The 9,265-nt window shown below is 42.1% G+C and carries 5 protein-coding genes and 1 pseudogene; 5 read left to right on the top strand and 1 reads right to left on the bottom strand.

Features of this window, described 5'->3' with window-relative positions:
* Positions 1-976 precede the first annotated feature (976 nt).
* The 3 genes from purL to MTX11_RS16605 all read left to right on the top strand — a co-directional run bounded on the left by purL (position 977) and on the right by MTX11_RS16605 (position 6,086).
* Positions 977-4,810 (top strand): phosphoribosylformylglycinamidine synthase, encoded by a 3,834-nt coding sequence (purL, locus tag MTX11_RS10285; protein WP_005265802.1) that lies wholly within the window; start codon positions 977-979, stop codon positions 4,808-4,810.
* A gap of 120 nt (positions 4,811-4,930) precedes the next feature.
* Positions 4,931-5,674 carry an abortive infection family protein gene (locus MTX11_RS10280; RefSeq protein ID WP_005097594.1) on the top strand — a complete coding sequence of 248 codons (744 nt, stop codon included), beginning with the start codon at positions 4,931-4,933 and terminating at the stop codon, positions 5,672-5,674.
* A gap of 286 nt (positions 5,675-5,960) precedes the next feature.
* On the top strand, positions 5,961-6,086 hold the full coding sequence (locus MTX11_RS16605; protein WP_004645654.1) for a KGW motif small protein: 126 nt from the start codon (positions 5,961-5,963) through the stop codon (positions 6,084-6,086).
* Between the two features lie 42 nt (positions 6,087-6,128).
* Here the strand turns inward: MTX11_RS16605 and MTX11_RS10275 are convergent.
* Positions 6,129-7,871 (bottom strand): annotated as a pseudogene (locus tag MTX11_RS10275) (FAD-dependent monooxygenase).
* Positions 7,872-8,041: 170 nt separating this feature from the next.
* Here MTX11_RS10275 and MTX11_RS10270 point away from each other — a divergent pair.
* Positions 8,042-8,923, top strand: coding sequence for a LysR substrate-binding domain-containing protein (locus MTX11_RS10270; protein ID WP_243475055.1), 882 nt, complete (start codon positions 8,042-8,044; stop codon positions 8,921-8,923).
* A gap of 17 nt (positions 8,924-8,940) precedes the next feature.
* Complete coding sequence (locus MTX11_RS10265) at positions 8,941-9,258, top strand: YqfO family protein (protein WP_243475054.1); 318 nt, start codon at positions 8,941-8,943, stop codon at positions 9,256-9,258.
* Positions 9,259-9,265 lie beyond the last annotated feature (7 nt).

Here is a 9,265-nt window from a genome sequence, read left to right as displayed (position 1 = left end):
AAGAAATTATCAAAGTTCTGTTGCTTTAGCCTGTATATTTTTATGGCTACCTTTATAGGGTTAATTATGAACAGTAAATGTCAACAGACCCTAATCATTTCTTCATTATTTTTTTATATAAGCCTCATAATTCCTGGTAAATTTCCTCATAAATATAAGTGGTATTTTGCTATTTATATTGTGTTTTTTACGCATAATAGAGCTCATGAATAAATGATGAAATTTCAAAATATTGGATATGGTGGGGGATTTTGTCGATATATTTTTTGGTCTTTTAGATGAGTAAATTTCGCTTAATTATGATCTGAGAAGATAAAAATCAAATATAAAAAAATAAAAGGCCTAAATAAGAAACTTTATTTTTATTCTTTTAGAAGGTGAGAATGGATGTCCGGTTTTTCCCCCGCAGATGATGTCAAATTAAAATACCACTCATTATTAATTACTCATTTATATGGCGGAGTAATTTTTGTCGGATGCTGTAATGGCGGAGACGAGCGGAGAATTGCTCTTTGTATTTCATAAAGGCAGAAGACCTTTAACCAGTTTTCTAATCTTAAAAGTCAAAGTTAAGAGTCAATCAAAATAATTAAAAACAGTCTGCAAAAAATACGACTTCATGAAATCTTGTAATCAAGTATTTCATTTTGGCCTAAATCGGAACTTTGACAGGTCATGACAATAAAACCTGAATTTGATTTTGCACTGATTGCTGTTGAAAAATAATACAATTTTTATGCAGAAAATTATTCTGAGGCGGTTTTGATTTTTCTTGAAAAAAATGTGTTAACCTGTGCGACTACATTCAATTTTCCTGACTGAAAATAAACGAAATATTTTAAAAGTCCAGGATATTTCAGACGTAGTTTTCTGATTTGGCATCTAGCCGATTTCCTTATTTCACAGTAGAATATGCGCTCTCTCAAGTCACATTGTGGCATGGTTGTTCAGACCATCCCGTGGAGCCAAAATCAGCATGTTTATCGTTGCCGGTGCACCCGCACATTCTTCTTTTAAGAAAACTCAACTATTATCGCGTTTGACGTCAATTAGTTCTGTTCAATCAATTGAAAGTCAATGGGTCTACCTCTTTGACCAAGCGCTCAGCGAGCAACAACAGCAATCAGCTTTACAGCTTCTCAACGATGGTCAATCTTTTGAATTGCACCAGGCTGCAAGTGATGAAATCCAGATTTTAGTCACACCGCGCGTCGGAACCATCTCTCCTTGGTCCTCTAAAGCGACAGACATTTTCAAAAACTGTAATACGCCGGTTCATCGACTTGAACGCGGCGTTTTATTTACTTTGAAGGGCGTAAAAGAGCTTTCTAAAGAAGCATTGCAAGTACTTCACGACCGTATGACCGAAAGCGTATTCAATGCGATTGAAGATGCTGCGGTATTATTTGTGGAAACTGCGCCAAAACCACTGAACTCGATTGATATTCTGGGTGAAGGTAAAGAAGCACTTGTAAAAGCCAACAACGAGTTTGGTTTTGCATTATCAATGGATGAAATTGATTACCTGACTGAAGCTTTCATCAAGCTAGGCCGTAATCCGAATGACATCGAACTGATGATGTTTGCTCAAGCCAACTCTGAGCATTGTCGTCATAAAATCTTCGGTTCAGAATGGACGATTGATGGTGAAGTTCAGCCATTATCATTGTTCCAGATGATCAAGAACACCTATAAAGAATCACCAACAGACGTATTGTCGGCTTATAAAGACAACGCTTCGGTGATTGTTGGTTCGGATACCCAGCGTTTTTATCCAACCCAAGAAGACAATGGTCATCAGGTTTATAAATACAAGAGCCAGGCCGCGCATATCCTGATGAAAGTGGAAACCCACAACCATCCAACTGCGATTGCACCATTTGCCGGTGCAGCGACAGGTTCAGGCGGTGAAATCCGTGACGAAGGTGCGACCGGTCGTGGTGGTAAGCCTAAAGCAGGTTTAACCGGCTTCACCGTATCTAACCTGAATATTCCAGGCTTTGAACAGCCTTGGGAAGAAAACTACGGTAAACCATCGCGTATGGCATCGCCGTTACAAATCATGATTGAAGGCCCGCTTGGTGGTGCTGCGTTTAACAACGAATTTGGTCGTCCAGCTTTAAACGGTTACTTCCGTACCTTTGAACAAAACGTGAATGGCGATGTTAAAGGTTTCCATAAGCCAATCATGATCGCTGGTGGTTACGGAAATATCCGTCCAGATCACGTTGAAAAAGATCCGATCTTACCGGGCGATTTGCTGATCGTACTCGGTGGTCCAGCCATGCTGATCGGTCTTGGTGGTGGTGCTGCATCTTCTGTAGATAGCGGTAAATTGGGCGAGAACCTTGATTTTGCTTCGGTACAACGTGAAAACCCGGAAATGGAACGCCGTTGCCAAGAGGTGATCGATACTTGCTGGCGCATGGAAGACCATAACCCAATCGTGTCGGTACATGATGTCGGTGCGGGTGGTGTATCAAATGCCATGCCTGAACTGGTGAATGATCACGAGTTAGGTGCAGTGCTAGATCTTCGTAAGATTCCATCTTTAGAACCTGGCATGTCTCCAATGGAGATCTGGTCAAATGAAGCGCAAGAGCGTTATGTATTGGCGATTCGTCCATCTTCTTTAGAATTATTTGAGTCAATCTGTGCACGTGAACGTTGTCCGTTCGCAGTACTGGGTGAGGCGACTGAAGCACGTCATTTAACCGTTGAAGATCCATTGTTCGGCAACAAACCGGTGGATATGCCAATGCAGGTGATGCTTGGCGGTACTCCGCGTATGAGCCGTTCCTATGAAACGATTGAACGTAAAGGCGATGATTTTGACGCGGCTAAAGTTACGGATTTAAAAGATGCGATTTATCGCGTTCTGAAAAACCCGACAGTGGCTTCTAAATCATTCCTGATCAGTATTGGTGACCGTTCGATTACCGGTATGGTCGCGCGTGACCAGATGGTGGGGCGCTGGCAGGTTCCTGTCGCGGATGCTGCAGTAACAACTACAAGTCTTGTCGGTTACACCGGTGAAGCAATGGCAATGGGTGAACGTCCTCCAGTAGCGTTGTTGAATCCTGCTGCATCAGCACGTTTATCTGTGGCTGAATCGATCTCTAACATCATGTCTGCGAAGATTGAAAAAATCAGCGACATCAAATTGTCTGCAAACTGGATGGCTGCTGCGGGTCAACCGGGCGAAGATCAGGCATTGTTCGAAGGCGTGAAAGCCATCGGTATGGAAATGTGTCCTGCACTGGGTATCGCGATTCCAGTCGGTAAAGACTCATTGTCTATGCGTACCACCTGGAATGATGAAGGTGAAGACAAGTCTGTGACTTCTCCAATGTCGGGTGTGATCACTGCATTTGCGCCAGTGACTGATGTGCGTCAAACATTGACTCCTGAACTGAAAGATATTGAATCTATATTGGTTCGTATTGATCTGTCTAAAGGTCAGTTCCGTTTAGGCGGTTCGATTCTGGCGCAGGTATACAAAGCAATTGGTTCAGTTACTCCTGATGTGGATAGCTTCGATGACTTCAAAGCATTCTTCGCATTGGTTCAAGACTGGAACAACCGTGGTTTGATCAAGGCGTATCATGACATCGGTGATGGTGGTTTATTGGCGACTGTTGCAGAAATGATGTTCGCATCACGTCTGGGTGTTGCTCTAGAAGATCAATCAACTGCAAGCCTATTTGCTGAAGAGATTGGTGCAGTTCTACAAATTGCCAAAGCAGATTGGGAAGCATTACAAGCTGAAGTTGCAGCATCTACGCTTAAAGATGCAATTGCAGTGGTTGGTAGTGTAAACAATATGGACCAATTGTCTATCAATGGTCTGGTACTTGAACGTGCTGACCTGCAAGTGGCATGGACTGAAGTTTCTCATCAAATCCAGCGCCTACGTGACAACGTACAAACTGCAGATCAGGAATTTGCCTTAATTACTGATAAAGCGCACAAAGGTATTATCGCCCAACCAACATTCGACTTGAACGAAGCGATTGAAGCACCTTTCATTAACTTGCGTCGTCCAAATATGGCAATTCTGCGTGAGCAGGGTGTGAATGGTCATATTGAAATGGCGGCAGCTTTCGACAAAGTCGGTTTCAATACCGTTGACGTCCACATGAGTGACTTGCTGGCAGGTCGTATCAGCCTGGATGATTTCGAAGGTTTGGTAACGTGTGGTGGCTTCTCGTATGGTGACGTGATGGGCGCTGGTGGGGGCTGGGCGAAATCCGTATTGTTCAATGCTAAATTGCGTGACCAGTTTGAGAAATTCTTCAACCGTCAAGAAACCTTCTCGCTCGGTATCTGTAATGGTTGTCAAATGTTGTCTCAATTGGCTCCATTAATTCCGGGTGCGGATGCTTGGCCACGTTTCCATCGCAATACGTCTGAAGTATTTGAAGCGCGAGCAGTGAACGTTCGTGTGGAAAAATCGAATTCAGTATTGTTACAAGACATGCAAGGTTCGATTCTGCCGATCGCTGTGGCGCATGGTGAAGGTCGTGCAGTTGCAACGGCGGAAAACTTTGCTGCACTGAATGCATCGAATCAGGTGGTTCTACGTTATGTCGACAGCCATGGCAATGCAACTGAACAATATCCGTTGAACCCGAATGGTTCACCGGAAGGTATTACCGGTGTAACCTCTCAGGATGGCCGTGCAACGATTATGATGCCGCACCCTGAACGTAACTTCCGCGCGCTCCAGCATTCCTGGAAACCAGAAGACTGGGATCAAGACGGTGCTTGGTTACGTATGTTCCGTAATGCACGTAAATTTATTGGCTAATTGATATAATCAAGAATTAAAAAAGCCCCGAAAGGGGCTTTTTTAATAAGCAAATTATAGATTTATAGGTGATTAGATATAGAATTGAAAAAGATTAAAAAATGAATAAAGAGTCCTCAAATGTCCGATTTAATTGAAAAAGTTTTACTTTTACAAGAATTGCTAATAGCTAGAGCTACTGATACTTATGAAAAAGGTTCTTCAGAGGCATTTATGCAGCTTAGACAAGAGTTACTGACATTTAAAAACTTTTATGAATATATTCCATTTTTTATTAAAGACACACGCACATTAGATGAATTTGAAGCTAGGATTAAGTGGGATTTTGAATCTTACGCTGAACGTGAAAATTATATTTATTCGGAATTTAAAGAATTCTTTAATGTATTAGAAAGTCTAGACGTTCCTCCATTGGATCAGGTAGTACAGTTGAAGATTGCTGAATTAAGCTCGGATTATATACATCAAATATGGCAGAAAGCATTAGAGCGAAGAAGTACAGATCCCGAAGGTGCGATTACATTAGCTCGAACACTTTTAGAATCGACCTGCAAATATATTCTTGATGAATACGAAGTCGGTTATGGCAATGCTCCAGATATAAATCAACTGTATAGATTGGTGAGTAAAGAATTAAACCTTGCTCCATCTCAACATACGGAGCAGACTTTCAAACAAATTCTCGGAGGATGTAGTTCCATCATTGAAGGTTTAGGATCATTGAGAAATAAAGTGGGTGATGCTCATGGGCAAGGTAAAATAAACTTTAAACCTTCTCCAAGACATGCAGAATTAGCAGTGAATTTGGCTGGTACAATGTCCGTGTTTTTATTCTCATCTTGGAAATTAAAACAAGGTGAATGAATTTTTTATTATAAATATTGTTTTTAAATAGTATCTTAATTTTACTGTATGGAAAAATTAAAATAAATTCACTAACATAGGATTATTCAACCACCAATTTGGTGGATTTTTGCTTTTTAAGCATTCTGATTTTTTAATTTTTTTTCTTCCTGCTGAGTTGGTTTAGATTTTGCTTTTATATTGTATATAAAGTGCTATGGTATGTTTTATGCACAACTTTATTGCACTATAAAAGAAAGATGGAATAGATCGGTTCAGTATCAATTCTCAAAGATGAGGTGATGACATGGCTAAAACACTTAGAATAATGGATAAGGCGGCAATGCGTCAGAAAGGCTGGATGTTGTTTTGTATTGTTGTAGGACTACAAATATTGTTCGTTGTGGGCAGTTACTTGCTGCAGGGTTCTTGATCATCAGCTTTAAGAAAGCCACCATTAAGGTGGCTTTATAATTTAAATAACCAATTGAACCTGCTTCAATACCGCCTTTAACGTATTTTCATAATCAAAAGCTTTATTGGTACTGTCCTGATAACGCCAAGCCACATAACCATCCGGACGAACCAGTACTGCACCAGATTCATGAATTTCAGACTTGGCATTCCAGGTTCCATACACATCACGATAGTCACGTGAACCAATCTGAGTCACATCCAGATATGGCAAATCCAATGCTTCTGCCGCCTGTTTCCAGCCTTTACCGGATAAACCTGTGAGCAGGGTAAAACGACCTTTACCCGTAATATCCAGTGTCGACTGCTTTTGACTTTTGGCATTGATCAGCCAAGTATGCGGAACTTTAGCGCCTGGGCGAGTGGTTGCCTGTAAATAAAGCTGCTCATCTTTTTCAAAAATCTCAGGCTCGGATTCTGCAATCACCGTATTGGAGCTATATCGCTGGTTCAGTTCTACACCTTGTGCATTAAATTCGAAGTTTTTAATTTCCAAAGCTTCAAATAGTTTTTGACGGATTTCAGCACCTTGCTCATCTTCCGCAAAGATACGTTCCAGCATTTGCTTCTGAGTCGTCACACCTTGATCAAAACCAAAGACTTCTTTCAGGTATTTATAATCAAAACGTGACTGGTTCGCACGCGCTACAATCTGCTTGCCGACCGGTGCACGCTCGGTGGTATAGGAATCCAGCAGGGAAGGTGCAGCCCAGCCTTTTACCGCGTATGCCAGTTTCCAGCCTAGATTAAAGGCATCCTGCATGCAGGTATTTGAACCTAGGCCACTCGATGGTGGATGACGGTGTACTGCATCAACACCACAGAACACTCGACCTTTAGAATATTCAGTGGCCTAGGTCTGGTTCACATACCAGTACGATAATTTCTGGATTTCAACTTCTTCGATTTCAGTACCAACAAAAGCATTCAGGCGGGCACGGACCTGTTCTTCAGTAACTTGTGGTTCGCCTTTGGAAATGTCAAAGCCCCAACCCATGATCCATTCATTCCATGGCGTAATGGCACGTAACAATCCCATACCGAGATCGCCAAAGCTGGCTTCAGGATTCACGATCCATTGCAGAATCGCAGGACGGTGCTGAACGTATTGAGAAAGATCAGCTTTAAAGGTCACATAGACGGTACCGGCACGTGCCATCACGCCTTCCAGTGGCAAGCCGAGCTGTTCCAATACACGAGATTTAGCACCATCCATACCCACCAGATATTTTGCTCTTAAGCTAAATTCAGTATTGGTAATCAGGTTGAGGAAAGTGGCTGTCACGCCATCTTTATCCTGCACATGCGATAAATATTCGGTATTAAAGTTATAAATCGCACCACGTTCACCAGCATTTTTGACCAGCAGGGCTTCCATTTTGGGCTGGATCAAATCAACTAAAGGACATGGGCTGCCTTTGATGTAATCGCCATGACGCTCATCACCTGTATCCTAGGCACTTAAACGGGTAATTTCTTCACCCACCAGGCTGGTGGTAATCAGGCTTTCGCCCATCTGCTCCCAAGGTGTAGCGATTTCTTTAACCTGTTCTTCAACACCCAAATCACGTAATACTTCCATAGCACGCTGGTTGGTAATATGCGCACGTGGACTGTTCGCCAGCCAGCTAAACTGGGTAAACAGTTGTACCTTGATGCCATAATTGGCTAAGGCCAGACCTAATGTTGAACCTGCAGGACCGGTACCAATGATCAGAACATCAGTGTCATAGTGTTGTGTCATACAAGACTCCATGTATATGCGTGAAGAACAAGCCATCTATATAGCTATACACTCTAGTAAATCAGGATCTGCTGATATAGCGATATTCATATAAACTATCGACCTATTCTTATTTGCAATACGTGGGTCATAATCTTAAGATGCTGACCTGATCAGAAACCGGGCAGCCTATGGAACTTCGACATTTACGCTATTTTATCACCGTGGCGCAGCAACAAAGTTTTACCAAGGCCGCCGAAAAGCTGTTTACTGCCCAACCGTCGTTAAGCCAGCAAATTAAGGATCTGGAACAGGAAGTAGGCATTGTCCTGTTTGATCGTTCATCGAGAAAAGTCAAACTCACCGATGAAGGACGGGCTTTTCAGGTCTATGCCGAAAAAGCACTGGAAAATGCCAAGCTGGCGGTGGCAGCAGCACGTCAGGTTGCACAGCAGAAAAATAACCAGATTCATATTGGCTTTCTAAACGTGGCAGAAATCAAAGTGATGCCGCAGATTCTGGCACAACTTAAAAAAACCATGCCGGACTTGAAAATCCATCTGCATAGCCTGACCTGTATGGAACAGATTCAGCGGCTAAAAAATGCTGAACTGGATTTATGTATTACCCGTTTTCATCTGGATCATCCCGATTTTGACAATATTCATTTATTAACCGAGCAAACTTATCTGGTTACTCCTCAGCATTTACATCCTACAGATCGAATCCTGAAATTACAGGAACTGAAAAATCACAATATGATTATGTGCGAGCAGAATGCTTCGCCCGTATTTTATGAAAAGCTGGATAAACTGCTTTGTATTGATCAGTTCGAACATGAACAGCTGTTGTGGGTGACCAATGTCTTGCAACACATTAATCTGACCAATATGGGAATGGGCTTTAGTTTTGCGCCCGAATATTTACTGCGTTTTTTGAATGATCATGTGAAAATCATCCAGACTGATCAGGCACTGCCAAAACTGGGTTTATATGCAACATTTAACAAGAATTCTCAAAATCCTGCATTGAAGATAATTACCCAAGCCCTTAAAAATACAATAAATATCTGAATTTCAGGAAAGAATATATGTTAAAGCTGATTTATTACGTACCGGACGAAAATCTGGAAGACACCAAAAATGCAGTCTTTGCAGCAGGAGCGGGTGGTATTGGTGAGTATACGAACTGCGCCTGGCATGTTTTAGGAACAGGACAGTTTAAGCCGCAAGAAGGTGCAGATCCTCATATTGGTGAAGTCGGTAAACTGGAACAGGTAGAGGAATGGCGGGTAGAAATTCTGGTGCCAGATGAAAAGGCAGTCGAGGTCGCTAAAGCCTTAAAAGAAAGCCATCCTTATGAAGAGCCAGCTTTTGAGTTTATCCAGCTGTTGGATATCGAAGTCTAAACTCAAA

The organism is Acinetobacter lwoffii, from assembly GCF_022809915.1.
Lineage (GTDB): Bacteria > Pseudomonadota > Gammaproteobacteria > Pseudomonadales > Moraxellaceae > Acinetobacter > Acinetobacter lwoffii_M.
Note: the sequence above shows the minus strand (reverse complement) of the source record. Positions and strands in the feature narration are given on the sequence as shown.